Genomic DNA, 25,657 nt, shown 5'->3' with positions numbered 1-25,657 from the left:
TCAATAATTTAGAGTCTAAGATAAGGTTGTAAATCATATATTTAGAATAGATGGGAGGAGTGATAAGATTGAATGTAAAATTTAATATTAAAGGTATAATTTATGGAGTTATAGCTCTGGTATTCGTTATAGGGGGATTTATATTCATACCAAGTATGTTTGTAGAGAAATCTAAGCCTGTAGATTATACGATATTACAAAGAAATTCAATACCAGAAAAAATACTTGATGTCATGGATAAGTATACAAATGAAGAAAGAGCTTTGGCAGCTAAAATTGATAACAAAATATACATCATAGTAACTAGAGGAAATAATAAATATGGTATAGAAATGAACAAAATAGAAAGTGTAAGTGAAGAAGGAAAAGATGTTTTAAGAGTCAAGATAAAGTATAAAGATAAGGAGGACTCTTATCCGTACATAGTTGTTGAAACAAATATGAGTGAGCTTCCAGATAGAATAGAATTAAATTCAACCAAATAAAAATATGTTTTATAACTAAATAACTAAGTAGTTTATATAATAAAGTCATGGTTTTTATTATAAGTAAATGATATGTGTTTATTATTATTTTAAAAGCCATGACTTAAGATGTGATATTAACAATATTTGCTATTCTAATTGTCTGGTGTGATAATTCTAGTTTCAGTAACTATATAATTTAATTGTGCATCATGAGTTTCTTTTGGGATAGAATTGAATATTTGGAAATCAAATGCTATTCCTATAGTTATAGCATCTTTTCTTAAGTTTTCTAAAAACCTATCATAAAATCCTCCACCATATCCTAGTCTATAGCAATTTATATCATATGCTACAGCTGGTACAATTACAACATCTAAGGCCTTGATATCGATTGTAGGTGATTTTTCTTTAGGTTCTCTTATTCCATATGTTCCAATTTTCAATCCTTCTTTTAAGTCTGTTATTTGAGTAGGGATTAATGTATGATTTTCTTTTATTGTAATAGGGCTTGAGACTATTTTCTTTAGGGATAAAAGTTTTTGAATTAAACTATCTGTTTGAACTTCGTTATTGAAGTCTAGATAAAGCATTATATTAGTTGCATTTCTTATATCTTTCATTTGAAGTAATCTTTCTGTTATTAAATTTGAATTATTAAATACAAAATCTGCACTCTTACTTTTCCTGGATTCAATAACTTTTTTCCTAAATTCTTTTTTCATAAAATATTCCTCCCTTAATGTGTTATAATGTGTAAAGCAATTGTATTTAATATAAATTTTAGTATAGTTTATTATAATAAAGCAATATATTTGGGTAAATGTAATAAAAATAACAGCTAGTCATATAATAATAATAGTTTATGTAAAAGGAGATGTATCTTGTGATTTCAAAGAAGAAAGCTATTTTTTTAGGGGTGATTTTAGTAATTATAACGGCGATGACTACATCAGCCTTTCAGTTAACATTGGGGAATAAGGTTGTAATATCGAAGGAACTCTATGAGGACTATAAAAAATATGATAAGTTGTTAGGATTAGAAACTATTATAAAACAAGATTTTTATAAAAAAGTATCTGATGCTGACTTAGTAGATGGAGCATCAAAAGGTTTGTTCTTAGGTACAAATGATAAGTACTCTGGTTATTACACTAAAGATGAAATGGAAGACTTAATAAATGATAGTGAAGGCTCCTATGTTGGTGTAGGTATGTATATAGGTGCATCAAAAGATGGAGGTCTAGTAGTAGTTCCTATGAAAGATTCTCCAGCAGAAAAAGCAGGTGTAAAAGCAGGGGATAAATTAGTAAAAGTAAATGGAAAATCTGTGTCATATAAGAATTCAGATGAAGCTGTGCGTATGATGAAAGGTAAAAAAGGAAAAATAGTCGAATTGACTATATTAAGAGAAGACAAACATCTAAACTTTAAAGTAAAGACAGAACAAATAGTTGAGAAAAGTATAGAAAGTAAAGTAATTGATAATGATTTAGGATATATAGAAATCACTCAATTTATATCAAGTACATATACTGACTTTGACAAAGCTTTAAAAGAATTAAAAACAAAAAATATTAAGGGATTAGTAATAGACCTTAGAAATAATCCTGGTGGAATGCTGGATATATGTAAAAAAGTTGCTGATGAGCTAATTGGAGAAGGAACTATAGTATATACAAAAGATAATAAAGGAAACACTGAGTACTTGAAATCTGATAAAGAAAAATTAGGACTTCCAATAGTAGTCTTAACTAATGGAGAAAGTGCTTCTGCTGCTGAAATATTAACAGCTGCAATCGTTGATAATAAAGAAGGTATTTCTGTAGGTACTACAACCTTTGGTAAAGGGTTGGTACAATCAGTTGTAAGATTAAAAGATGGAACAGGGTACAAACTAACTACTGCTCAATATTTTACACCTAATGGAGATTATATCAATGAAAAAGGAATAAAGCCTACAATTGAAGAAAAAGATGAAAATAAGCAACTGGATGTAGCAACTAAGTGGCTTAGAGAACAGATTGATAAATAGGATTTAATTTTTGTAAACTTATACTATAAAATAAAGTGTACTATGAAAGAGTGGATAATTGAAAATATCCACTCTTTATTTTTATATAAAAACTTTTCATATTAATTTGCATAATATTTTGCAAAAGTTAGAACTTAAAGATACAATTTTTTAACTGACTTTTATTTAATGTATATTTATACTGTAAGAAGCAGTAAAAATTTTTCCTTTACCAAGTTTATTAATGAATTTCTTATCTTTATAAATTTTATTAGAATGTATACTATCAGCAAGACCATACCAAGGTTCTATACATAAAAATGGAGCAGTAGAATTAGTTTCACTATAATAAGGAGTCCAAATACCAACTAGAGGAAAATCTTGCATAGATAGAGTTATATATTTGCCACCATCATTATTACATATAGACACTTCATCTATATTAGTGTATATTAAGGCATCATTCTTGAATAATTCTGGACTTAACTGTAAGTTTTTTAAATTTCCAATAAATGTTATATCATCTATAAAAGAAGTATTTAAATTGATTTTTTCTACATCACTTCTTTTTTTAAATTCAAGATGATATTTAGAAAAATCATTTTGCTCAAAAAGAGGAAGATTAAATGCAGGATGTCCGCCTATAGAAAAGAATATATCTTTAGAGTCAGTATTTTTTACAATCCACTCTATATTTATACTATTATCTTTTAATGTATAATTTATGATTAGCTCAAAAGAATATGGATACTTTTCTAAAGTAGATTCATTGTCTGTTAATTTATAAGATATGAATGTATCTCCTTTATCTATAATCTCAAATTCCATATCTCTGGCAAATCCATGCTGAGTCATGCTATATAGATTTTCTTCTATTATAGTTTCATTATCAACAAGTTTACCTACTATAGGAAATAATATAGGTGATTGTCTACCCCAATATTTTTTATTACCATTCCAAAGAATGTCTTTATTATATCTTTTAGAAAATATTTTAGTGAGTTCAGCACCAGAATTGTTTGATTCTATAATTAACTTTTCATTTTGTAATATATTCATTTAAAATCTCCTTTATTATATTTTATGAGTATATTATACTATAAAGTATAAGGATTATTAAATTTTATTTGATATTATATTTGAAAGGTAGATTTTAGTATATTTTGAAAATTTTGTTTTGAAAATTTGGGATTATTTAAGAAATTTTGTATTATAAATAGAAGGAAATAGATAAATTGTATAGAATAAAATATATTAAGATAAGTTAATAATGTTAAATGGGAAGTGAGTTTATGGAAAAACCAAATACAAAAGTTGTTAACTTTCAAGAGTATAAGGACAGAAAAAATGAAAGAGAAGTAAACAGAGACGAACTTTTAAAGCTTATAAAAAAAATTGTGACTTCAAAATAGGGAGTTGTTAAACTCCCTATTTTAATGGGTTTCATAATATTTAAGACATTCTCAGTCCATCTATATAATCTTTGAATTGCGAGAAATCTGATTCGCTACTTAACTCGATAGTTTCTGAACCTTCCGTATAAAAATTCTTAAGATATATAGTGTAATTATTATCTACACAATCATGATAAATACATCTATATCCATCTTCATATAAATTTTTTAATTTAGAAAAATCATCCACAATATCATCTCCTTAAAGTTCTTTTAAATATATTTTTACAAAAAGCATGCGATTGTATGCAAATTCATAATGGAAAATAAAGGAAATAGAGATAAAATGTAGAATAATTTTTGTATATATGTAAAAATAAAAATAAAAAGTTGAAATTTTTAGAAAATAAGAGTATTTTTTATCTAAAAAGATAATTTAAAAAATAAAAAAATGTTGGGAGGATAGAAAATGAGTTTATTAGAAAGTATATCAAAAAATATATATTCTTTAGATAATTCTTCTATTGAAAAAACAAAGCAGAGATTGGACAGGCTTATACATCCAACTGGAAGCTTAGGCAAAATAGAAGATATTTGTATGCAATTATCAGGGATATTTGGTAATGAAAATTTTGATACAAGTAAAAAAGTTATAATAGCTTTTGCAGGAGACCATGGTGTATATGAAGAAGGTGTAGCACCTGACCCTCAAAATATAACAAAACTACAATTTCCAAATTTTTCGAAAGGATTATGCGGAGTTGGAGTAATAAGTAAATTTGTAGGGGCAGATGTTGTAGCTGTAGATGTAGGAATAAACTGTGATGAAAAACTAGAGGGAGTATTGGATTATAAAATTAGAAAAGGAACATCAAACATGGCCAAAGGGCCAGCTATGAGTAAACAAGAAGCTATTAGATGCTTAGAGATAGGAATTGAAATAGCAGAACAGTGTATAGAAAAAGATTATAAGGTTATTGGTATTGGAGAGATGGGAATAGCAAATACTACTCCAAGTACAGCAATAATATCTGTAATTTCAGGCTGTGACCCATTAGAAGTTACTGGTATAGGTGCAGGTCTTAAAAAAGAGAGACTAAAACATAAGGCTGAAGTAATCAGAAAAGCTATTGAAATTAATAATCCAAATCCAACTGATGGAGTAGATATTTTATCTAAAGTGGGTGGATTTGAAATAGGTTCAATGGCAGGTGTAATATTAGGATGTAGTGCTAATAGAATTCCAGTAGTAATTGATGGATTTATTTCTTATGCAGCAGCACTAATTGCTTATAAGATAAATCCAAAAACTAGAGAATATATGATAGCATCTCACATGTCAGCAGAATCAGGAACTAAGAGAGCCTTAGATATATTGAAATTAGACCCTTTACTAAATATGGATATGAGGTTGGGTGAAGGAAGTGGAGCTGCTCTAGCATTTAACATAATAGAAGCTTCAAATTATACTTATAGGAATATGGCAACTTTTGATGAAATTGACATGGGGAGATAAGGCATAAAAATTTAATATGTAGGAGTGTTTTGATGAGTGAAATTGTTCTGGTAACAGGAGGAGCTAGGTCAGGGAAGAGTAACTTTGCAGAAAAGCTATGTTTAAATAGGAATAATAAAACAGCTTATATAGCAACTTCTATTCCGTTTGATGATGAAATGAAAGATAGGGTAAAAAAGCATCAAGAAAATAGACCTAGAAATTGGGATACATATGAAATATATGAAGATATATATTCCATAATTAGACAGCTATACAAAGAACATGAAACTGTTATACTAGACTGTGTAACCTTATTAGTAAATAATCTAATGTTTAAACACAATCTAAATATAGAAGAGTCTACTCAAGAAGAGATAAACAAATTGGAAGAATATATAAAAGAACAAGTTATAAGACTTATTGAAGAAATAGAAAAAACAAATCTATACTTTGTATTTGTTACAAATGAATTAGGTATGGGAATTGTTCCTGGGAATAAACTTAGTAGGATATATGCTGATATTGTAGGTCGCATAAATCAATACATAGCATCAAAAAGTAATGAAGTTTATTTTGTAGTTAGTGGCATACCTATGAAAATAAAGGAGTAGTATGTGACTATGAAAAGATTTATTTTAATACTACAGTTTTTAACAAGGATACCTATAAAATTAAATGTAGGATTTGATGATGAATTTTATAAATCAATAGTGTATTTTCCACTTGTAGGTTTTGTTATTGGTGTATTATCTTATTTAATAGGATGGATTTCTATGCTTTTATTTGAACCATTTATAGCTTCTATAATAATAACTCTAGCTGGGGTATTAATTACTGGAGGTCTTCATATAGACGGATTAGGAGATACATTTGATGCAATATATAGCTATAGAGATAAAGAAAAAATGCTTGAAATAATGAAAGATTCAAGGTTAGGTACAAATTCACTTTTAGCAATTATGTTTGTGCTTTTATTAAAGGTTGGATTCATATACAATATAATAAGTAATAATTCATTATGGGTTATAATATTTATGCCAATGATTGCAAGATTAGGAGTAATGTTATTGACATATAAAACTGTGACACCAAGAGAAAAAGGAATGGGAAATTTATTTATAGGTAAACTGACTACAAATATGTTAATAACAGCTATAGTATATACATCATTAATAGTTATTCTTATTACTAAATTTATATTCTTATTACCTAATATAGTGTTGATTAAAATATTAGGTTCAGCTATAGTAATTTTTATATTTATAATATTATTCAAAAAACACATTTATAAAAAGATTGATGGAGTAACAGGTGATATATTAGGTTGTGGAATAGAACTTTCAGAGCTTGTATATTTGATTTATATATATTTGTTAATTTTTATGTTTTTTTAAAACTAAAAAGTGGTGATAATGTGATAAGATTAATACTAATAAGACATGCATTGACAAATGATAATAAAAAAGGAAGATTATCAGGTCACATAAATAGTTGTATCAGTGAAGAAGGAAAAATTCAAATAAATAAAATTACTGAATACCTAAGTAATGAAAATATAGACCGAATTTACACGACACCATCTTCACGTACAAAGGATACAATAGAAAAGATATCAAGGTTAAAATTAATAGAAATAGAAGAAAAAGAAGCTTTAAGAGAAATTAGTTTTGGAGACTTTGAAGGAATAACTTTTGAAGAAATTAAAGTCAAATATCCCAAAGAGTTCGAAAAGATGATAGAAGAAGGTAACAACTATAGATATCCAAATGGAGAAAGTCTCATAGACTCTTATAAAAGAGTGGCAAAAGAAATTGATAATATACTTTTAGAAAATGATAGTCATTCAGATATAAAAACAATACTTATATGTTCTCATGCAGGAACAATAAGAAATATAATAACACATTTGATTTCTGGTGGTTATAAATATCATTGGAACTTTAAAATTGATAATGCATCTATTACAGTTTTAGAAATTAATAGTGGATTTACTGTGGTAGATAAAATGAATTTTACAGACTTTATATAATTTAATTAAAATTAAGTATTACAATATATGTCTGTAAAAATATTAATGAAAATAGAATATTAGATTAAAATTAGGTTCTTAATTATATGTTAAAAGGGAAAAAGGTTAGATGCCTTTGCAGCCCCCGCTACTGTGAAACCAACGAAACTATAAATACCACTGTCAATTTGATGGGAAGGTTATAGAAGTAGGATGAAGTTAAGCCAGGATACCTGCCTAATTTAATTTAAAACAAGAGGTCTTCGGGGTGAAAGATTTTTAATTAATACGTATAAAAGTCCTATCTTTAGAAGCAATAGGACTTTTTTTATTGGCATTTTAGTAAATTTTAGCAAGGAGGGGTTAGAAAGTGGGGAAAAAAATAATGCTACAAGGAACAGCATCAAACGTAGGTAAAAGTATCTTAGTAGCAGGTTTGTGTAGAATATTTAAACAAGATGGTTATACTGTTGCTCCTTTTAAGTCTCAAAATATGGCTTTAAATTCCTTTATAACTAAAGAAGGATTAGAAATGGGAAGAGCACAAGTATTTCAAGCTGAAGCAGCAAAAATAGAGCCTATAGCTGATATGAATCCAGTTCTATTAAAACCTTCTGGAAATAACAAAAGTCAAGTTATTGTAAGAGGTAAAGTTATAGGGGAAATGCCTTCTTCCCAATATCATGATTACAAACTAGAATTGGTAGATATATTGAAAGATACCTTTGATAGCTTGAATTCAACTTATGATATTGTAGTTATGGAAGGTGCTGGTAGTAATGCAGAGATAAATTTAAAAGATAGAGATATATCTAATATGGGTATGGCAGAAATAGCAGATGCACCTGTAATAATAGTTGGAGATATTGATAGAGGAGGAGTATTTGCATCATTAGTAGGAACAATGCTTTTATTAAATGAAGATGAGAAAAAAAGAGTAAAAGGTGTAATAATTAATAAATTTAGAGGAAAAAAAGAGCTTTTACAAGATGGAGTAAAGATGCTAGAAGACATTATAAAAGTACCTGTTATAGGAGTAGTTCCTTATACAGATATAAAAATAGAAGATGAGGATAGTGTGACTACTAGATTTAAGAAAAAAATGAATAAAGGTGATATACACATAGAAATAATTAGAACTCCACACATGTCAAATTTTACAGATTTCAATATATTTGAGACACAAGAAGATGTAAGCATCAGGTATGTAGATTTTGGAGAATCTTTAGGAAATCCAGATATGGTAATAATACCAGGAACTAAAAGTACTATAAATGATTTAATGTATATAAGAGAAAGTGGTCTTGAGTCACAAATTAAAAATTTGCATGGTCAGGGTAAATTGATATTTGGTATATGTGGTGGGTATCAAATGCTAGGTAAGAAATTAAGAGACCCTTATCATGTTGAAAGTGAAATTGAAGAAGTTGATGGTATAGGTCTCTTAGATACAGAAACAATATTTGAGAAAGAAAAAACTACCACACAAGTAGAAGCTACTATTGTTGAATGTAATGGTGAATATATGAATGACCTTAAAGGTATAAAAGTAAAAGGTTATGAAATCCATATGGGTATTACAAATCGAGGTGATGGTATAAGAAGCTTAGATTTGATAACAAAAAAACTGGATGAAGAAGTGAATTATACTGAAGGAAGCATAAATAAAGATGGTACTGTAATTGGAACTTATATTCATGGAATCTTTGATGAAATAAGTTTCACAAGGAAAATTTTAAATAATATAAGAAAGAAAAAAGGTCTACAAGAATTAGAAAGCAAGGTAAATTCTTTTGGTGAATTTAAAGATAAAGAATATGATAAATTGGCTGATTTTTTAAGAGAGCATTTAGATATAGAGAAAATATATGAGATTATGAAATAGTAATGATTCTGTATTTATAATTTAGGTAGGAGGTGTATTATGAAAAAAATCTTAATTGCAGGTACCAGTAGTGGAGTAGGCAAGACAACAATTTCATTAGGAATAATGCAAGCCTTAGTCAAGAGGAATATGAAAGTACAGCCATATAAAGTAGGGCCAGACTATATAGACCCTTCATATCACACTTTTATAACTGGAAGACATTCCAGAAATCTAGATTCTTATATGTTAGATGATGAAAAAATAAAGTATATAGTGAATAAATCATCAAAAGATGCAGATATTTCAGTAATAGAAGGTGTTATGGGGCTATATGATGGATTTGGAATAGATTTAGATAACTGTACAAGCTCACATACTTCAAAGGTGTTAAAATCACCTGTTATATTAGTTATAAATGGAAAATCTATGGCTGCATCTAGTGCTGCTATGGTACTTGGATATAAGGAATTAGATAAAGATGTAAATATAAAAGGTGTCATAGTAAATAATGTTAAGACCAATAGCCATTATCAAATAATTAAAAGTTCTATAGAGAAATATTGTAATATTGAAGTATTGGGGTATTTTCCTCCAAATAATAAGTTTTCTTTAGAATCTAGACATTTAGGATTGGTTCCTAGTGTGGAGATGAAATCTTTAAGAGAAAAATTTTATACTTTAGCTGATGAAATTGAAAGTTATATAGATATTGATAGGATAATAGAAATTTCAGAAAGTGATGAGTTTGAGAGTGATTTTGATTTTCAAACTTTAATAGAGAATAATGAAATAAAAAAGCATGTTAAGAATAAATCAATAGCTATAGCATATGATAAGGCATTTAATTTTTATTATAGAGAGAATATAGAGCTTTTAGAAGAACTTGGATTAGAGGTAAACTATTTTAGCCCTCTTGAAGATACATCAGTGCCAACTTCAGATTATATTTATATTGGAGGCGGATTTCCAGAGATATTTGGAAAAGAATTGGAGGCAAATGAGTCAATGAGAGCCTCTATATTAGAGGCACATAACAATAACATACCAATTTATGTAGAATGTGGGGGGCTTATGTACCTAGGTGAGAAACTATTGAATCAAGAAGAACAAGAATTTAATATGGTTGGTATATTCAGTGGAATTAGTAAGATGACATCTTCTTTAAAAAGATTTGGATACTGTATTGGTGTAGCTAAAGAAAATACTCTTTTATCTAAAAAAGGAGAGGCTATCAAAGGTCATGAGTTTCATCATTCAATATTTGAAAGTGATGAAAAATGTGCATATTCAATGAAAAAAGAAAGAGATGGAAATATAGTTGAGGAATGGGATGGCGGTTATAGTAAAGGAAATACTTTAGCTACATATCTTCATACTCATTTCTATAATAATTTAAATTGTATAGAAAATTTTTTGAATAAAGGAAATAAGTAAATGAATATTTTATCTATTTATATAGGATATGTGGCAGATTTAATTGTAGGAGACCCGTATTCTTTTCCTCATCCAGTAAGGTTTATTGGTAAACTTATAAATTTTACTCAAGGTATAATAAGGAAGGTCTTTAAGAGTGATAAACAGTTAAAATTTGGTGGATTTATATTATGGTTTATAACTGTGGGAATAACGTATTTAATAACCTATTCTATAGTGAAGTTATTTAGCTTTAATGGATTATTGAGCGCTGTGGTAAATGGTTTTATAATTTATACCACACTGGCTACAAAATGTTTGAAAGATGAAGCTTTAAAAATTTATAATGTATTAAAAACTGGAGATATAGAGAAATCTAGAACGCAGTTGTCTTATATAGTAGGTAGAGATACTACTACTTTAAGTGAGTCTGAGATAATAAGAGCAACTGTAGAAACTGTTGCAGAAAATACTGTAGATGGTATAATCGCACCTATGTTTTATGCATTTATTGGAGGAGCACCACTTGCTATGGTGTATAAAGCTATAAATACATTAGATTCAACTGTTGGATATAAAAATGAAAAATATAAAGATATTGGCTTTGCTTCTGCTAAGATTGATGATGTAGCCAATTATATACCAGCTAGAATATCCGTTGTCCTTATGACAATTGGGAGTTTCTTTTTACGTTACAACTATAGAAATTGTTTTAAGATATCCATTAGAGATAGAAAGAATCATAAAAGTCCAAATTGTGCTTTTTCAGAGGGTGCAGTATCTGGTGCTTTAGGAATCCAATTGGGTGGTACTAACGTTTATTTTGGGGAAAAAGTATATAAGCCAACAATAGGGGATAAGCTTAGGGAGATAGATAAAGAGGATATAATTAAAACGAATAAAATTATGTACGCATCTTCGTTTGTATCCATATTAGTATTTACACTATTATATGTGTTGTGTAGGATGATTTTAATCAAATTAATTATATGAATGATGGTTTGCGAACTTAAGGGGGACATAGATGAAGGATTTAGGGCATGGTGCCAATGTGGATGAAATGGCTGAATTGTATGGGAAAGACCCAAAAGAAATAATAGATTTTAGCTCAAATATAAATCCAAATGTATTGCCAAATTTAGAAAAATACATTTTAAAAGGATTAAAGGAGTGTAGGAATTATCCAGACATAAACTATACAAATTTGAGAGAGAATATATCAAAATATATAGATATAAATCCGAACTTTATAATACCTGGAAATGGTGCTACAGAAGTGATTTATTTGCTTATGAAGAGTCTTAAAAAAAGATTAGCTATAATAAATCCTACATTTTCAGAATATAGAAGAAGTGCTAAGTTAAACAATCTAGATATTATAGATTTAGAGTTAGATTCAGAAAATAATTTTAAATTTGATATAGATATAATAAAAAATAACATTGAAAAATTCGATAGCTTATTTATATGTAATCCTAATAATCCTAGTGGAAATGTTCAAGACTTAAAGGAGCTTGTTTATTTATTAGGTCAGTATAATAAGATGTTAATAGTTGATGAAACTTTTATGGAGTTTGTTGAAGATGAAAATGAGTATAGCTTAGTCAAATATATAGAATCAAACAAAAACATATTCATAATTAAAGCTGTGACTAAGTTTTTTGGTATGCCTGGCTTAAGGTTAGGATATGGTATTACAAGCAATACTAACATTATGGACAAAATTTATGAATACAAAGAGCCATGGACTATAAATTCTTTTGCAGACATACTATCTGATTTTATTTTTGAAGATAAAGAGTATATTAGAAAGAGTAAAGAATATTACATAAAAGAAAGAAAATACATATTACAAGAGTTGAGAAACGTAAAAAATATAAAAGTCTATGATACAGATGCTAATTTTATTTTGATAAAAATTTATAAAAAAACATCTAGAGAATTGAAAAAAGATTTATTTAAGCAAGGAAATTTATTGGTTAGAGATGCATCTAACTTTGTAGGACTAGATGATAGTTTTATAAGAGTAGCTATAAAATCTCATGAAGATAATAAAATTCTTATAGAAAATATAAAAGGTTTATTGGGTGATTAGAATGAAATCTTATGGAATGTGCCCAGCATCTTGTGGAGAGTTTGTACAAGGAATAATTGATGATGAAGAATATCTATGCTCATATGCAATAGATATGTATTCCAAGGTGTATATTGAAGAAAAATTAATAGATATAAACTTAGGTAGACGTAAGTCAAGACTAGCAATTGAGAAAGTATTTGAAAAGTTTAATCTACCTAAAAAATATACTAAAAATATTTCTCTGAATATAGACAGTAACATACCTGTTGGAAAGGGAATGGCAAGTTCGACTGCTGATATAGGAGCTACTATAAAGGCAACATTGTCATTGATAGATAAAGATTTAAGTAGTGAAGAGATTTGTAAATTAGCAGCAGAAATAGAACCAACAGATTCTATATTTATAGATAAAAATAGCATATTTAATCCCTTAAGTGGAACTGTTATAAAATATTTAGGGAATCTAACCAATGCAAAAGTTATAATACTTGAACCAAACAAAATGTTAGATACTATGAAAATTAGGCTGAGGAAAGATTACAATACCTTAAAAATAGAAAATAGAGAAATCATAAAAAGGTCATTTGCTATTCTAGAAGAGGGATTAAAAAGTGATAACTTATCCCTAGTTGGAGAGGCTTGTACTTTAAGTAGTTTAGCAAATGAAAATATAGAGAAAAAAGAGTACCTAAGTGAAATAATAAAAATATCAAAAAAATGTGGAGCATATGGAGTAAACATTGCTCACAGTGGTACAGTAATAGGCATCTTAATTGATAAGTTTATGGATGATAAAAAGATAATAGATGTATTATGTGAATCTAATATAGATTCTGTTTATAATAAGATTTATACATTGAACATAATAAATGGAGGAATTAAGGGGGAAATAGAATGCAATACATAAAGAATCCTATGAAAATAGAAGAAAAAAGTTTTGAATTAATACAAGAAATAATAGATGAGATTAGACCAGATTATAGATTTAAGAATAATATCGAAGAAAAAATAATAAAAAGAGCTATACATACTACTGCTGATTTCGATTACTTAGACATATTAAAAATATCAGAAGAAGCAGTAGATAGTATAATAGATGCATTAAAAAATAATGCTAGTATTTATACTGATACAAATATGGCTCTTAGTGGAATAAATAAAAGAAAGCTAGAAGTATTAGGATGTAAATATAAATGCTTAGTAGCAGACGAAGAAACAGCAAAATTAGCTAAAGAGAAAGGGATTACTCGTTCTATGGCAGCAGTAGAAATTGCAGCTAAAGAAGATGGCAGAAAGATATTTGTTTTAGGAAATGCACCAACAGCTTTATATAAAGTTATGGAGATGAAATCAGAAGGTAAATTAGATTTAGATGCAGTTATAGGAGTTCCTGTAGGTTTTGTAGGGGCACAAGAATCAAAAGATGAGGTTGAAAAAACAGACATACCATATATAATTTCTAAAGGTAGAAAAGGTGGTAGTAATTTAGCAGCAGCAATAGTAAATGCTATATTATATACTATGTAGGTATATGTATGGAAGAATATGTATATATAGATGGTAAAAAATATCGAAGAGGATATACTACAGGCTCATGTGCAACAGGTGCATCCAAAGCTGCTGTATATATGCTGATAACAAAAAATAAAATTGATACTATAAATATAGATACTCCTAAAGGGATACCATTATCATTAAAGGTTGATAATATAAATATTTCTAATACATTTGTGGAATGTTCCATAAAAAAAGATGGTGGAGATGACATAGATGCAACTCACACCATGGATATTTATGCAAGAGCTGAAATTGTGTCCCAAAACGATAATGATAAAGATTATCTTACTTTATGTGATATTGATAGTGTAAGTACTAATAGTGAGAGTCAAAATGAACTTTATAAATATATTAGAGTTTATGGTGGAATTGGTATTGGAGTAGTAACCAAAAAAGGACTAAGTGTAGATGTTGGTAAGCCAGCTATAAATCCTACTCCACTTAAAATGATAAACGAGGAAATAAGAAAGCTTGTAGGAAGTAATTTTGAATCTATACTTGGAGATAATAAAGTTTTAAAAATAACAATCTTTGCTCCACAAGGAGAAACGGTAGCAAAGAAAACATTTAATCCAAGATTAGGTATAGTTGGAGGAATATCTATAATAGGTACAACAGGTATTGTTGAACCTATGAGTGATGAAGGATGGAAAAAATCCTTGTCCATAGAACTTCAAATGAAAAAAGAACAAGGCTTAGATAAAATAATACTGGTTCCAGGAAATCATGGAGAACAGTTTATAAGAGAAAAACTAAACTTGGATATTAAGTATGTAGTTAGAACGAGTAATTTTGTAGGCTATATGATTAAAGAAGCTCAAAGAATAGGGTATAAAAAAATATTAATGGCTGGTCATATAGGCAAATTTATAAAACTATCTGCTGGTATCTTTAATACTCATAGTAAAGTTGCAGATGCTAGAAGTGAGATATTAGTGGCAAATCTAGCCTTAATGGGAGCTAAATACGAATTTTTAAATAAAATAAATCAGTGCCTAACATCTGAAGAAGCTGTAGATATAATAAACAATAGTGAGTATAAACAGGTGTATAATATATTGAGTAATAAATGTAGAGATAGAGTAAAGGAATACTTAAATGAAGAGTCAGTTGATATTGATGTGGAAGTGATGATATTTTCAATGGATAAGTCATTGTTAGGTAAATCGGATAATACAGATGCATTAGTGGAGGTCTTTATATGATAAACATAATAGGTCTAGGGCCTGGAAATTTGGACTATATAACAAAAAAAGGTGAAAACTTAATTTCCACTTCTGATGTATTAATTGGTGGTAAGAGGAATCTAGAATCTATAAAAAACTTCGAAGGAGAAAAAATAATCTTAGATTCTAATTTGAGAGAAATTATAGAGTACATAAATAATAATAAAGAAAAGCAAATATCAGTAATAGCTTCTGGTGACCCATTAATATATGGTATAGGTAGGTATCTATCTAAGAATATTGACAACAAAATAATAAATATGGTTTCTGGAATTAGTTCATTACAATATATATTTTCAAAAATATATGTTGATATGAATGATGTATATATCACAAGTAGTCATGGAAAAGTACCAGATTTTGATTATATACTATCACATAAAAAAGTATGTATGGTTACAGACTCTAAGATAGGTCCAAAACAAATAAGTAAAGAAATAATAGATAGAAATTTAAATAAGATTGTTGTAGTAGGAGAAAATTTATCATATGAAAATGAAAAAATAACAATAGCAAAACCAGAAGAGATAATAAGAATGGACAATTTCGAGATGAATGTTGTGGTGATTTTAGATGAAGAATAGTGAATTTATAACAGGGAAAGTTCCAATTACTAAAGAAGAAGTTAGAGCAATATCAATAAGTAAGTTGAATTTAGTAAAGGCTAAAAACTTTATAGATATAGGTGCTGGTACAGGAAGTGTAAGTATTGAAGCTGCATATAATTATCCTAATCTAAATGTTATATCTATAGAGAAAAATGATGTTGCTATAGAACTTATAGAGAAAAACATAAAAAAGTTTAACTTAAAAAATATAGAAGTAATAAAAGGGTATGCTCCAATCGATGTAGGATTAAATACCCAAGTTGAGTCTATTTTTCTTGGTGGGACAGGGAATAATTTAGAAGAAATAATAGAATGGTCTAAAAATAATTTAGTTATAGGAGGAAGACTTGTAGCTAATTTTATAATAATGGATACTTTTAATCAAACTTTAAAATTACTTAAAAAATATGGATTTAAAGAAATAGATGTAAGTGTTTTAAATGTTTCTAAACTAGAGAAATTAGGAAAAGGTGAATACTTTAAACCACTAAATCCTATATATATAATATCTTGTGAAAAAGGGGAAAATGATTATGAATAAAGTACATTTTGTAGGAGCAGGGCCTGGAGATAAAGAATTAATAACATTAAAAGGATACAAATTATTAAGTAATGCAGATGTAGTAATATATGCAGGTTCACTTGTTAATCCTGAACTTTTGGAATATTGTAAAGAAGATTGCCAAATACATAATAGTGCACATATGGATTTACAAGAGATAATAGATGTCATGAGAGAAGGTATAGAAAATAACAAGTCTGTTGTAAGACTGCAAACAGGTGATTTTTCTATATATGGTTCAATTAGAGAGCAAGTAGAGGACTTAAATAAATTGAATATAGATTATGATTGCACTCCAGGAGTAAGTTCTTTTTTAGGAGCAGCTTCATCTTTAGGTGTTGAATATACAGTTCCAGAAATTTCTCAAAGTGTAATTATAACAAGAATGGAAGGAAGAACCCCAGTTCCAGAGAAAGAATCAATACAATCATATGCTAAGCATCAGACATCTATGGTAATATTTTTATCTGTTCAAGAAATTGATAAAGTTGTGTCTAGATTACTGGAAGGTGGATATCCAAAAGATACTCCTATAGCAGTTATATATAAAGCAACTTGGGCAGATGAAAAAATAGTTAAAGGAACTTTAAGTGACATAGCTATAAAAGTTAAAGAAAATAATATAAATAAAACTGCTTTAATAATGGTTGGAAGATTCTTAGGAGAAGAATATAATAACTCAAAGTTATATGACAAGGATTTTAAACATGAATATAGAGGGTAATATTGCTATAATCTGTATCACAGAAAATGGTAAGAATCTAGCTATAAAGATAAAATCTCTAGTAGATAATTGTGTTGTATATCAAATAAAAAATAAAGAAATTAATTTAAATCTTCAAGAAACTTGCGTACATATAGTTCAAAAGAAACTGAGCGATTTTGTGGGAGAAATATTTAATAAATTTGATTACATAGTATTTATAATGGCTACAGGTATAGTTGTACGAAGTATAGCGCCATATATAGTGAGTAAATTTAGTGACCCAGCAATTTTAGTACTAGATGAGAAAGGTAAAAACGTAATAAGCTTATTGAGTGGGCATATCGGAGGAGCAAATAAATTAACACATTACATAAGTAATCTTATCGATGCTAATCCAGTAATAACAACAGCCACTGATGTAAATCAAAAGGCTTCATTAGACATGATAGCAAAAAATCTAAGTGCATACATTGATAACTTTAGAGAAAATGTAAAAGAAGTGAATTCTAAGTTAGTTAACAATAAATGTGTTGGTTTATATGTTGATGAATGGTATCAAGTTGATACTAGAGGATTTAAGTTTATACAAAACATTGATGAGTTAAAAGAGAGTTTCTTAAATAAGTACATAGAAAAAGTAGTTATAATAAGTCATAAAATAAATTGTATTAGAGATGTTGAAAATTTAAATACAGATAATGAGTTTGAGAATGATTATATTAATGAAAAAATAATAAGAGTAATCCCAAAAGATATAGTAATAGGAATTGGCTGTAGAAGAAATACAGATAGTGAACTAATGTATAATTCGCTTGTAGAATTTCTTAATAAACAAAATATAGATATAAGAGCAATAAACACGATTGGAAGTATAGAGCTAAAAAAAGATGAGAAGGCAATCATTGATTTATCAAAAGTACTACAAATACCTTTTAAAACATTTTCAATAGATGAAATATCAAATGTTGATAATCTATTTGATAAATCTGATTTTGTTAAAAAAAATGTGGGAGTGTATTCAGTAGCAGAGCCAGTAGCGTATCTTTTGAGCAAAGGGAACTTAATAGTTGAAAAACATAAATATAAAGGAATAACTTTTTCAGTGGGGAGAATAAAAATATGATATACGTTGTAGGAATTGGTCCAGGAAGTAAAGATACCATGACTTTAGAGGCAATAAAAGCAATAGAAGATTCTGAGGCTATTGTTGGATATAAGACTTATATAAATTTAATAGAAGAATTTATACAAAATAAAGAAATAATTCAAAATGGTATGAGACAAGAAGTTGATAGATGTAAACAAGCAGTAGAGGAAGCGAAGAAAGGAAAAAAAGTGGCAGTTGTAAGTAGTGGAGATGCTGGAATATATGGAATGGCAGGACTTATCTTGGAATTAATATCTAAAGAAAAAGAAGATATAAAAGTAAAAGTGATTCCAGGTGTTACTGCAAGTATTGGTGCAGCAGCTATACTTGGAGCTCCTATTATGCATGATTTTTGTCATATAAGTTTAAGTGATTTAATGACTCCATGGGAAGTAATTGAAAAAAGGTTGAAATTAGCTGCTGAAGCTGACTTTGTAATTTGTTTATATAATCCAAGAAGTAAAGGAAGAAGTGAACATTTAAGTAAAGCATTTAAAATAATGGGTGAATTTAAAAGTGGGAATACGCCTGTTGGAGTGGTTAAAGATGTAGGTAGAGAAAAGGAAGAAAAATTTGTATGTACCTTTGAAAATATGGATTTTGAAAAGGTTGATATGACTACAATGGTTATAATCGGAAATAAATCTACTTATATTGATAATGAGTTGATGATAACTCCAAGAGGTTATACAGTATGATTTTGATTTTAGGAGGAACTTCAGATAGTTTATTTATATGTGATAAGATAAATGAACTAAAACAACCATATATCCTTTCAGTGACCACAGATTATGGAAAGGAGCTTGCACAACGACATACAGATAATATAATTTTAGGAAAACTCGGACAGGAGGAGATGCTAAAATTTATAAAAGATAATCATATAGTGAAAATAATAGATGCAACTCATCCTTATGCAGTTGAAGTATCTAAAAATGCTATGTATTGTGCAAAACTGTTGAATGTAGAATATATAAGATTTGAGAGGAAATCTCTAATTGAAGAAATAAATTATGATAATAAGTTTATAGTAGATACAATTGAGGAAGCCTGTAAAATAGCAAATAAAATAGGAAAAAATATATTTATAGGAACAGGAAGTAAGAATCTAAATAGATTTGTAGAGGAAATAAACGATAAAAACTTAGTAGTTAGAGTTCTTCCAACTAGTGAGGTTATACTAAGTTGTGAAAAATTAGGTTTAAATGCAGACAATATAATAGCTATGAAAGGTCCGTTTAGCCAGTGTATAAACGAAGAAACGTATAAACATTATGGCATAGACTTAGTTATAACAAAAGAAAGTGGAATAGCAGGTGGTTTCTTAGAAAAAGTAAATGCATGTAAAAGTTTTAATATACCAGTGATAATTATTAAGCGAGAATCGATTAACTATGAAAATGTAATTAATGATATAAATAAAATTAAAGACATACTTGTATAATTTTTAGGAGGAGAACATATGAAGAAGGCCTTATTAGTAGTGAGTTTTGGTACGAGCTACCATGAAACGAGAGAAAAGACAATAGATATGTGTGAAAATAAAATAAAAAATTCATTAAAAAACTATGATTTTTTTAGAGCTTATACATCAAATATGATAATAAATAAAATAAAAAAAAGAGATGGAATAGAGATAGACAATCCAATACAAGCTTTAGATAAAATATATGAACAAGGATATGATGAAGTAATAATTCAAACACTTCATATTATATGTGGAGAAGAATTTAACAAGTTAAAAGAGCAAGTAGAAGGCTACTCATCTAAATTTAAAAAGATTGTATTAGGGAGACCTTTACTTACACATATTGAGGATTATCAAGAATCTGTAGAGGCGATTAAACATCAAATTCCTCATATGAAAAATGATGAAGCAGTAGTATTTATGGGTCATGGGACTATTCATGAATCACATTCAGCATATCCAGCATTAGAATATATGCTTAGAGATAATGGAGTAAATGCTTATGTTGGTACAGTTGAAGGTTATCCAGAAATAGAGCATGTAATAAGAAGATTAAAAGAAGGTAATATAAAAACCGTAAATCTAATGCCATTTATGTTAGTTGCAGGTGACCATGCTATAAATGATATGGCGGGAGATGAAGAAGATTCTTGGAAAACAATATTAGAAGAGAATGGATTTAATGTAAATATACATCTAAAAGGTTTAGGTGAAAATCCTTATATACAAGATAAGTTTGTTCGTCATGCGACTAAATGTGCAGAAAATGTTAAGTTTTATGGTATAGGAGCAGGACCAGGAGACAGTTCTTTACTTACAATGAAAGCAGTTAGCACATTAAAGAAACTAGATATTTTATATACTCCAGAATCAAAAAAAGGTGGAGATAGCTTAGCTTTATCAATAGTTAAAGAATACTTAAATGAATCAATAGAGATAAAATCTAGACATTTTCCAATGTGTTTTGATGGAAATGAAAAGAATATAGCATGGGACAATGTAGCCGAAGAGATTGCTACAGATGTTAAGAATGGAAAAAACGTAGGGTTTGTAACATTAGGAGACCCTATGATTTATAGCACATATGTGTACATAATGGAGAGAATATCAGATGAGATAGAAGTAGAAACTATACCAGGGATTTCATCATTTTCTAATATAGCATCTAATCAAAATTTCCCACTAGTTATGGATAAGGAAGCCTTAGTAATAGTTCCTTGTACTATGGAAGATGATAAAATAGAACTTGCTTTACAAAATTATAATTCAATAGTATTGATGAAAGTTTATAAGAACTTTAAGGAAATAATAAAAAAACTAGAAAAATATAATCTAATAGAACATGCTATTTTAGTAAGTAATTCGTCTCAAGAAGGTGAAACTGTATTTAAAGATTTACGAGAGGCACATCTTGAAGATAAGATATCTTATTTTTCTACAATACTAGTAAATAAAGAGAACAAAATAAAATAGATGAAGGTAATATTTTAAAGGAGATTTAGTATGAATATCGTGGTTGGAACTAGGGGTAGTAATCTAGCACTTATACAAACAGAATGGGTAATTAATGAATTAAAAAAGAAGTATCCAGATATTAATTTTGAGATTAAAGTCATAAAGACAAAAGGGGATTTGATTCAAAATGTTTCCCTAGATAAAATAGGCGATAAAGGATTGTTTGTTAAAGAAATAGAGCAGCAACTATTGGATGGAAAAATAGATATAGCAGTACATAGTATGAAGGATATGCCCTCTTATTTAGCAGATGGACTAAAATTTGCTCATACACCTAAGAGAGAAGACCCAAGAGATGTTCTAATACTTAGAGAAGGATATAAAAGCTTAGATGATTTACCTCATGGAGCAGTAATAGGCACAGGAAGTAAAAGAAGAAAATTTCAATTATTAAAGCAAAGACCTGACCTAAATATAGTACAAGTTAGAGGTAATGTAGAAACTAGAATACGAAAAATAAAAGATGAAAATATGCATGGGATTGTGTTGGCTGCATCAGGAATAATAAGAGCGAATTTACAAGAAAAAATAAGTTCTTATTTACCTGTTGATGTTGTTATACCAGCACCTGCTCAAGGAGCTTTGGCTATAGAAATAAGAAGTAATGATAGTAATATAGAAGAAATAGTAAATTCACTAAAAGATGAAAATACAGAAATCCAAATATTAGCTGAAAGAGGTTTTTTGGATGGTGTTAATGGAAGTTGTCATATACCAATGGCTGCTTATTGTGAAATAAACCAAGATAAGATACATCTTACTGGTCTATATGGAGATTCAGAAGGAACTAAAGTAGTAATTAAGTCTATGGAGGGGGATATTTCTTCTCCTAGAGAGTTAGGTTTAAAACTAGCTAAACTTGTATTGAAGGAGTATGAAAATTATGAAGGGTAAAGTTTACTTAGTAGGTGCAGGGCCAGGTGATTATAAACTCATGACTTTAAAAGGTCTAGAGTGTATAAGAAAGTCAGATGTAATAGTATATGATAGATTAGCAAATAGTAGTTACTTAAGAGAAGCTAAGCCTGATTGTGAGCTTATATATGTAGGAAAGGTATCAAGTAATCATATTTTGCCACAGGAAGATATAAATAGAATTATAGTAGAAAAGGCTAAAGAAGGAAAATATGTTACTCGTCTTAAGGGGGGAGACCCTTATGTATTTGGTAGAGGAGGCGAAGAAGCAGAGACTTTAGTAGATGAGGAGATAGAATTTGAAGTAGTTCCAGGAATAACTTCTGCTATAGGAGGCTTATGTTATGCTGGTATACCTATAACACATAGAGAACATGCTTCATCTTTTCATGTAATAACAGGTCATTTGAAGGGTGATGATAGTGGAGAATTAAATTGGAATGCTCTTGCAAATAATAAAGGTACTCTTGTGTTTTTAATGGGAATATCAAATTTAAAGAAAATAAGTGAAAACTTAATGAGAGAGGGAAAAGATAAGGATACACCAGTTGCACTTATAAGCTGGGCAACTAGATATAATCAAAGAGTTGTTACATCTACACTTGAAAATGTTTATGAAACTGCTATTAAAGAAGAAGTAAAGCCACCAACCCTTATAGTAGTTGGCAGTGTTGTAGGTCTTAGAGAAAAGTTAAATTTCTTTGAGAATAAGCCTTTATTTGGAAAAAGTATTGCTGTAACTAGGTCTAGAAATCAAAATAGTGTATTAGTGGAAAAAATAATGGATTTAGGTGGAAATCCAATTGAAATACCTACTATAAAGATAGAAAAACTACAAAATAATATTAAGTTAGAAAATGAAATAAGAAATATAAATAAATATAATTATCTAATATTAACTAGTAAAAATGCTGTAGAAATCTTTTTTGAAAAGATATATGAAATGAATTTTGATTTAAGAATACTATCTAATTTAAAAATATGTGCTATAGGTTCTGCTACATCAAATGAATTGAAAAAAAGAGGAATTATAGCTGATATAGTACCTAAAAAATTTGTAGCAGAATCACTATATGAAGAGCTAATGCCTATCTTGAAAAGTAGTGATAATATACTTATACCTAGAGCAGAAAATGCTAGAGATTATCTAGTTGACAAGCTTAAGGATATTTGTGAGGTAACAGAAGTACATACATATAGAACAGTAATAGATGAAGAGAAGAAAGATGAGATATTAGATATTTTAAATTCTAATGATATAGATTATATAACATTTACTAGTTCCTCAACAGTAAATAATCTAATTGAAATTATAGGAAAAGAGAATATTAAACTATTAGACAAAATAAAAACACTATCTATTGGACCTATAACTACAGAGACGATAAATAACTTAGGAATAAAGTTATATAAAGAAGCTACTACATCTACTATAGATTCATTAGTAGATTTAATCATAAAAAATTAATTTTGGAGGATTATCATGTTAAGAAGACCAAGAAGATTAAGAGCAAGTAAAGCAATAAGAAACTTAGTAAGAGAAACTAAAGTAAATGTAGAAGATTTAATATATCCGCTATTTGTAGTAGAGGGAGAGAATATAAAAGAAGAAATTAAATCTTTACCAGATGTTTATCATTTATCTATAGACATGTTAGAAGAAGAAATAAAAGAAATAAGTGAGTTAGGTATTGAGCATATAATGTTGTTTGGTGTGCCAAATGAAAAAGATGAGTGTGCCTCACAAGCTTTTAATGATAATGGAATAGTTCAAAAGGCAATTAGGAAAGTTAAAGAGATAAATCCAGAGATGAATGTGATAACAGATGTCTGTATGTGTCAATATACAAGCCATGGACATTGTGGAATTTTAACTGATACTGGTTATGTTGATAATGATAAATCATTAGAGTATTTAGCTAGAATATCTGTAAGTCATGCTAAAGCTGGAGCAGATATGGTAGCTCCATCGGATATGATGGATGGAAGAATACAAGCGATAAGAGAAGCTTTAGATGAAAATGGATTAGAGAATATAGGAATAATGGCTTATAGTGTTAAATATGCTTCAAATTTCTATGGTCCTTTTAGAGAAGCAGCTCATTCAGCACCATCTTTTGGAGATAGAAAAACATATCAAATGGACCCAGCAAATAGCAATGAAGCTATAATAGAAACAGAACTTGATATATTAGAAGGTGCAGACATACTTATGGTTAAACCTGCATTATCATATTTAGATATCATAAGAAGAGTTAAAGACAACTTTGACTTACCTCTAGCAGCTTATAATGTAAGTGGAGAATATTCTATGCTTAAGTATGCTGTAAAAGAAGGTTTATTAAATGAAGATGTAATTCTTGAATCAATTACATCTATAAAAAGAGCAGGAGCAGATATAATAATAACTTACTTTGCTAAAGATATTGCGAGATTGTTACAAAAATAGATTCTATAAAGAAAAAGAATTATAAAAAGTATAGGAATTGTAATTAGATATTCTATAGTGTTTTTATTTAGAGCTTTATTAAATAAGAATAGATACTAATTTATAATTTCTATACTTTATTTATGTGATTAAATAAATTTTGGAGGTATAAAATGCTATATCCTATTAATTTAAAATTAGATGACCTAGATGTAGTTATAATTGGTGGAGGAGAAGTCGCATATAGGAAATGTAAAAATTTTTTAAACTTTAATAAGAGTGTTACTATAGTTTCTAAACAACTTTTAAATAAGTTTTATGATTTGGAGGGAGATATAAAGATAATAAAGGATGATTATAGAGAAAAGTATATAAAAAATGCTTCTGTAATAATTGCTGCAACAAATAATAGGGAATTGAATATGGAAATAGGATTATATTGTAGAGCGGAAAATAAGCTGGTAAATGTTGTTGATAATGTAGAGGTATCAAATTTTACTGTCCCATCATATATAAAAAGAGGCGATTTACTTATAAGTATATCTACTGGGGGTAAGAGTCCTTCACTATCATCAAAAATAAAAAAGGAGCTTGAAAAGATATATACTGAAGATTATGAGGAATATTTAAATGTATTAGGCGATATTAGAAAAAAAGTTATAAAGAAATATGAAGATAAAAGCGAAAGAAAAGATATGCTTAATATGTTGATAACGCTCGATTTAGAAGAGTTAAAGAAACTTGATATATAAAAAATAAAATAAAAAATATTAAAAATGTGTTGACGGAT

At 28.3% G+C, this 25,657-nt stretch carries 27 protein-coding genes and 1 riboswitch; of the genes, 24 read left to right on the top strand and 3 right to left on the bottom strand.

The window, feature by feature from the left end; all coding sequences use genetic code 11:
• Positions 1-68: 68 nt before the first annotated feature.
• A complete protein-coding gene (locus Q3304_RS16135) occupies positions 69-485 on the top strand; it encodes a hypothetical protein (RefSeq protein WP_054271902.1) in 417 nt (138 codons plus the stop codon).
• Between the two features lie 134 nt (positions 486-619).
• On the opposite strand, the gene Q3304_RS16130 is transcribed toward Q3304_RS16135, so the two are convergent.
• Entirely contained in the window at positions 620-1,189 is a 570-nt protein-coding gene (locus Q3304_RS16130; protein ID WP_223153334.1) for a 5-formyltetrahydrofolate cyclo-ligase, read from the bottom strand.
• Between the two features lie 152 nt (positions 1,190-1,341).
• Between Q3304_RS16130 and Q3304_RS16125 the strand changes: the two genes are divergently transcribed.
• Positions 1,342-2,499, top strand: a complete 1,158-nt coding sequence (locus tag Q3304_RS16125; RefSeq protein ID WP_407814885.1) for a S41 family peptidase — start codon at positions 1,342-1,344, stop codon at positions 2,497-2,499.
• Positions 2,500-2,664: 165 nt separating this feature from the next.
• Here the strand turns inward: Q3304_RS16125 and Q3304_RS16120 are convergent, their stop codons facing one another.
• Both Q3304_RS16120 and Q3304_RS16115 read right to left on the bottom strand, forming a co-directional pair.
• Positions 2,665-3,537, bottom strand: coding sequence for an aldose 1-epimerase family protein (locus tag Q3304_RS16120; protein ID WP_407814886.1), 873 nt, complete (start codon positions 3,535-3,537; stop codon positions 2,665-2,667).
• 393 nt (positions 3,538-3,930) lie between these two features.
• Positions 3,931-4,122: a hypothetical protein gene (locus Q3304_RS16115; RefSeq protein WP_003425777.1), complete on the bottom strand. Its 192-nt coding sequence runs from the start codon at positions 4,120-4,122 to the stop codon at positions 3,931-3,933.
• 219 nt (positions 4,123-4,341) lie between these two features.
• Here Q3304_RS16115 and cobT point away from each other — a divergent pair, with 219 nt between their 5' ends.
• From cobT to Q3304_RS16005, 22 genes are all read left to right on the top strand, one after another.
• On the top strand, positions 4,342-5,388 hold the full coding sequence (gene cobT / locus Q3304_RS16110; protein WP_407814887.1) for a nicotinate-nucleotide--dimethylbenzimidazole phosphoribosyltransferase: 1,047 nt from the start codon (positions 4,342-4,344) through the stop codon (positions 5,386-5,388).
• Positions 5,389-5,420: 32 nt separating this feature from the next.
• Positions 5,421-5,981: a bifunctional adenosylcobinamide kinase/adenosylcobinamide-phosphate guanylyltransferase gene (gene cobU / locus Q3304_RS16105; RefSeq protein WP_054271885.1), complete on the top strand. Its 561-nt coding sequence runs from the start codon at positions 5,421-5,423 to the stop codon at positions 5,979-5,981.
• A 9-nt stretch (positions 5,982-5,990) separates the two neighbouring features.
• Positions 5,991-6,764 (top strand): adenosylcobinamide-GDP ribazoletransferase, encoded by a 774-nt coding sequence (gene cobS, locus Q3304_RS16100; protein ID WP_074180112.1) that lies wholly within the window; start codon positions 5,991-5,993, stop codon positions 6,762-6,764.
• A gap of 20 nt (positions 6,765-6,784) precedes the next feature.
• Complete coding sequence (locus Q3304_RS16095; protein ID WP_054277758.1) at positions 6,785-7,399, top strand: histidine phosphatase family protein; 615 nt, start codon at positions 6,785-6,787, stop codon at positions 7,397-7,399.
• A 55-nt stretch (positions 7,400-7,454) separates the two neighbouring features.
• A riboswitch (cobalamin riboswitch) is annotated at positions 7,455-7,634 on the top strand.
• 114 nt (positions 7,635-7,748) lie between these two features.
• Positions 7,749-9,263: a cobyric acid synthase gene (locus Q3304_RS16090; RefSeq protein ID WP_074180113.1), complete on the top strand. Its 1,515-nt coding sequence runs from the start codon at positions 7,749-7,751 to the stop codon at positions 9,261-9,263.
• 39 nt (positions 9,264-9,302) lie between these two features.
• Positions 9,303-10,679: a cobyrinate a,c-diamide synthase gene (locus Q3304_RS16085; RefSeq protein ID WP_407814888.1), complete on the top strand. Its 1,377-nt coding sequence runs from the start codon at positions 9,303-9,305 to the stop codon at positions 10,677-10,679.
• On the top strand, positions 10,680-11,651 hold the full coding sequence (gene cbiB, locus Q3304_RS16080; RefSeq protein ID WP_407814889.1) for an adenosylcobinamide-phosphate synthase CbiB: 972 nt from the start codon (positions 10,680-10,682) through the stop codon (positions 11,649-11,651).
• A 31-nt stretch (positions 11,652-11,682) separates the two neighbouring features.
• Positions 11,683-12,753, top strand: coding sequence for a pyridoxal phosphate-dependent aminotransferase (locus tag Q3304_RS16075; RefSeq protein ID WP_407814890.1), 1,071 nt, complete (start codon positions 11,683-11,685; stop codon positions 12,751-12,753).
• A gap of 1 nt (position 12,754) precedes the next feature.
• A complete protein-coding gene (locus Q3304_RS16070; protein WP_407814891.1) occupies positions 12,755-13,642 on the top strand; it encodes a cobalamin biosynthesis protein in 888 nt (295 codons plus the stop codon).
• Positions 13,630-14,262, top strand: coding sequence for a cobalt-precorrin-8 methylmutase (locus tag Q3304_RS16065; RefSeq protein ID WP_054271879.1), 633 nt, complete (start codon positions 13,630-13,632; stop codon positions 14,260-14,262). Before Q3304_RS16070 ends, Q3304_RS16065 begins: the two co-directional genes overlap by 13 nt.
• Before the next feature lie 8 nt (positions 14,263-14,270).
• Entirely contained in the window at positions 14,271-15,497 is a 1,227-nt protein-coding gene (gene cbiD / locus Q3304_RS16060; RefSeq protein WP_231301253.1) for a cobalt-precorrin-5B (C(1))-methyltransferase CbiD, read from the top strand.
• Entirely contained in the window at positions 15,494-16,102 is a 609-nt protein-coding gene (locus tag Q3304_RS16055; RefSeq protein WP_054277713.1) for a cobalt-precorrin-7 (C(5))-methyltransferase, read from the top strand. The genes cbiD and Q3304_RS16055 overlap by 4 nt, the downstream gene beginning before the upstream one ends.
• Positions 16,092-16,667, top strand: a complete 576-nt coding sequence (locus Q3304_RS16050; RefSeq protein WP_054277712.1) for a decarboxylating cobalt-precorrin-6B (C(15))-methyltransferase — start codon at positions 16,092-16,094, stop codon at positions 16,665-16,667. The genes Q3304_RS16055 and Q3304_RS16050 overlap by 11 nt, the downstream gene beginning before the upstream one ends.
• Positions 16,660-17,412: a cobalt-precorrin-4 methyltransferase gene (locus Q3304_RS16045; protein WP_074180120.1), complete on the top strand. Its 753-nt coding sequence runs from the start codon at positions 16,660-16,662 to the stop codon at positions 17,410-17,412. The genes Q3304_RS16050 and Q3304_RS16045 overlap by 8 nt, the downstream gene beginning before the upstream one ends.
• Positions 17,396-18,517, top strand: a complete 1,122-nt coding sequence (gene cbiG, locus Q3304_RS16040) for a cobalt-precorrin 5A hydrolase (protein WP_167640479.1) — start codon at positions 17,396-17,398, stop codon at positions 18,515-18,517. The genes Q3304_RS16045 and cbiG overlap by 17 nt, the downstream gene beginning before the upstream one ends.
• Positions 18,514-19,239 carry a precorrin-3B C(17)-methyltransferase gene (gene cobJ, locus Q3304_RS16035; RefSeq protein ID WP_054271873.1) on the top strand — a complete coding sequence of 242 codons (726 nt, stop codon included), beginning with the start codon at positions 18,514-18,516 and terminating at the stop codon, positions 19,237-19,239. Before cbiG ends, cobJ begins: the two co-directional genes overlap by 4 nt.
• Positions 19,236-19,985: a precorrin-6A reductase gene (gene cobK, locus Q3304_RS16030; protein ID WP_054271872.1), complete on the top strand. Its 750-nt coding sequence runs from the start codon at positions 19,236-19,238 to the stop codon at positions 19,983-19,985. The genes cobJ and cobK overlap by 4 nt, the downstream gene beginning before the upstream one ends.
• A gap of 18 nt (positions 19,986-20,003) precedes the next feature.
• Positions 20,004-21,482 carry a cobalt-factor II C(20)-methyltransferase gene (locus tag Q3304_RS16025; RefSeq protein WP_231301249.1) on the top strand — a complete coding sequence of 493 codons (1,479 nt, stop codon included), beginning with the start codon at positions 20,004-20,006 and terminating at the stop codon, positions 21,480-21,482.
• A gap of 30 nt (positions 21,483-21,512) precedes the next feature.
• The gene (gene hemC / locus Q3304_RS16020; protein WP_074180123.1) at positions 21,513-22,418 is read left to right on the top strand and encodes a hydroxymethylbilane synthase; all 906 of its coding nucleotides are present in this window, start codon (positions 21,513-21,515) and stop codon (positions 22,416-22,418) included.
• On the top strand, positions 22,408-23,907 hold the full coding sequence (gene cobA / locus Q3304_RS16015) for a uroporphyrinogen-III C-methyltransferase (protein ID WP_054277709.1): 1,500 nt from the start codon (positions 22,408-22,410) through the stop codon (positions 23,905-23,907). Before hemC ends, cobA begins: the two co-directional genes overlap by 11 nt.
• A gap of 15 nt (positions 23,908-23,922) precedes the next feature.
• Positions 23,923-24,888, top strand: a complete 966-nt coding sequence (gene hemB, locus Q3304_RS16010; RefSeq protein ID WP_054271868.1) for a porphobilinogen synthase — start codon at positions 23,923-23,925, stop codon at positions 24,886-24,888.
• Between the two features lie 152 nt (positions 24,889-25,040).
• A complete protein-coding gene (locus tag Q3304_RS16005) occupies positions 25,041-25,619 on the top strand; it encodes a bifunctional precorrin-2 dehydrogenase/sirohydrochlorin ferrochelatase (RefSeq protein WP_054271867.1) in 579 nt (192 codons plus the stop codon).
• The last annotated feature ends 38 nt before the right edge of the window (positions 25,620-25,657 follow it).

The organism is Clostridioides sp. GD02377 (assembly GCF_045899875.1).
Lineage (GTDB): Bacteria > Bacillota > Clostridia > Peptostreptococcales > Peptostreptococcaceae > Clostridioides > Clostridioides difficile_A.
This window is presented reverse-complemented; position numbering and strand designations above follow the sequence as displayed.